This is a genomic window from Loktanella sp. R86503 (assembly GCF_042466455.1).
Lineage (GTDB): Bacteria > Pseudomonadota > Alphaproteobacteria > Rhodobacterales > Rhodobacteraceae > Loktanella.
On the sequence record NZ_JAXHCI010000002.1, the window covers coordinates 1 to 2500 of the forward strand.

Consider the following 2500-nt stretch of genomic DNA (forward strand, 5'->3'; position numbering starts at 1 on the left):
TTGCGGGAGTAGGATTTGAACCTACGACCTTCAGGTTATGAGCCTGACGAGCTACCGGGCTGCTCCATCCCGCGCCATTTTGGACGTTTTTTGTCCGTATGATGCATTATTTGTTTTTAGATCGTCGAGAGATAGGTGTCTGTGTTTATTAGGTGTGGCAATGACTTACTCTCCCACGTCTTAAGACGCAGTACCATCAGCGCAGTGGCACTTAACTGCCGAGTTCGGGATGGGATCGGGTGTTTTGCTCACGCTATGATCACCACACCAAAAAAACACAGACGGCGGGTTTTTTGTTTTCCCGCGTTTTCACATCAGCGGCCTGCGTATTTACGCGGACCGTTGTTCAAGTCAGCACAACTGATGTTGTGGTGTGTATGTATTTTGATTTGTTCTTTTGAAGTCTAGCTTCTACTGGATCAAATCAAGCCTATTGGACCATTAGTACCAGTCAACTGAACACATTGCTGCGCTTACATCTCTGGCCTATCGACGAGGTGGTCTACCTCGGTCCTCAGGGATACCTTGTTTTGAGGGGGGCTTCCCGCTTAGATGCCTTCAGCGGTTATCCTGTCCGATCATAGCTACCCTGCACTGCCGTTGGCACGACAACAGGTCCACCAGTGGATCGTTCACCCCGGTCCTCTCGTACTAGGGGCAACTCCTCTCAAGTATCCTACACCCACGGAAGATAGGGACCGAACTGTCTCACGACGTTCTAAACCCAGCTCACGTACCTCTTTAAACGGCGAACAGCCGTACCCTTGGGACCTGCTCCAGCCCCAGGATGAGATGAGCCGACATCGAGGTGCCAAACGGTGCCGTCGATATGGACTCTTGGGCACCATCAGCCTGTTATCCCCAGCGTACCTTTTATCCGTTGAGCGATGGCCCTTCCACGCGGGACCACCGGATCACTATGGCCGACTTTCGTCTCTGCTCGACTTGTCAGTCTTGCAGTCAGGCTGGCTTCTGCCATTGCACTCAACGAGCGATTTCCGACCGCTCTGAGCCAACCTTCGCGCGCCTCCGTTACAATTTGGGAGGCGACCGCCCCAGTCAAACTACCCACCATACAGGGTCCCGGATCCGGATAACGGACCGCGGTTAGACATCAAGCAGAGCAAGGGTGGTATCTCAAGGGAGGCTCCACCAGGACCAGAGTCCCGGCTTCAAAGCCTACCACCTATCCTGCGCATGCTGTACCTGATGCCAGTGTAAAGTTGTAGTAAAGGTGCATGGGGTCTTTCCGTCTAACCGCGGGTAGCCTGCATCTTGACAGGCAATTCAATTTCGCTGAGTCCACATTTGAGACAGCGGGGAAGTCGTTACGCCATTCGTGCAGGTCGGAACTTACCCGACAAGGAATTTCGCTACCTTAGGACCGTTATAGTTACGGCCGCCGTTTACCTGGGCTTCAATTCGGAGCTTGCACTCCTCCTTTTAACCTTCAGGCACCGGGCAGGCGTCAGACCCTATACGTCGTCTTACGACTTCGCAGAGCCCTGTGTTTTTAGTAAACAGTCGCCACCCCCTGGTTTGTGCCCCCGCCCAAAACTTGCGTTCTGAACGGGCCTCCTTCTCGCGAACTTACGGAGGTATTTTGCCGAGTTCCTTAAATGTGGTTCTCTCAAGCGCCTTGGTATTCTCTACCAGTCCACCTGTGTCGGTTTAGGGTACGATCTTAAAGGAGGGCTATTTCCAGGAACCTGTTGGCAGCCCATTCAATCCGATAAGGATGAACTACGTCTCAGATCCGTCACCACTCCACGGCCCAGGAATATTAACCTGGTTCCCATCGACTACGCCTTTCGGCCTCGCCTTAGGGGTCGGCTTACCCTGCTCAGATTAGCTTTAAGCAGGAACCCTTGGACTTTCGGCGAGGGAGTCTCTCACTCCCTTTGTCGCTACTCATGTCATCATTCTCACTAGTGATCTCTCCACCCCATCCCTCACAGGGGGGCTTCACAGAAAAGACTTCGTCTTTTCTGACCTCTCTTTATGCCCTACCGCCTTCGGCTACTTGAGGGCGAACCCTCTCATAATCGTCTGCGCCAGGATCAAGAGATCAGGATAAGACAAAGTCTTATGTCACACTACGCTCTGCTACCGCGTATATTGCTATACACCCTAGACTTCGGCTCATGGCTTGAGCCCCGTTACATCTTCGCCGCAGGACAACTTATTTAGACCAGTGAGCTGTTACGCTATCTTTAAAGGATGGCTGCTTCTAAGCCAACCTCCTGGTTGTTTTGGTCGTCCCACCTGCTTTCCCACTTAGCCATGAATTAGGGGCCTTAGTCGTAGGTCAGGGTTGTTTCCCTCTTCACACCGGACGTTAGCACCCGATGTGTGTCTGCCGTCTAGTACTCCTCGGTATTCGGAGTTTGGTTAGGATCAGTAAGCCGGTAAGGCCCCATTACCCATCCAGTGCTCTACCCCCGAGGGTATTCGGACGACGCTCTACCTAAATAGATTTCGCAGAGAACCAGCTATCTCC

General features: G+C 52.6%; 1 tRNA gene and 2 rRNA genes (1 of these 3 cut by a window edge). All 3 read right to left on the bottom strand.

Annotated features, from left to right (window positions below):
* Positions 1–74: transfer RNA gene (locus tag SJY10_RS01025), tRNA-Met, on the bottom strand.
* 78 nt (positions 75–152) lie between these two features.
* Positions 153–267: ribosomal RNA gene (gene rrf, locus SJY10_RS01030) — 5S ribosomal RNA — on the bottom strand.
* Positions 268–420: 153 nt separating this feature from the next.
* Positions 421–2500: ribosomal RNA gene (locus SJY10_RS01035) — 23S ribosomal RNA — on the bottom strand; it runs 824 nt beyond the window's last position.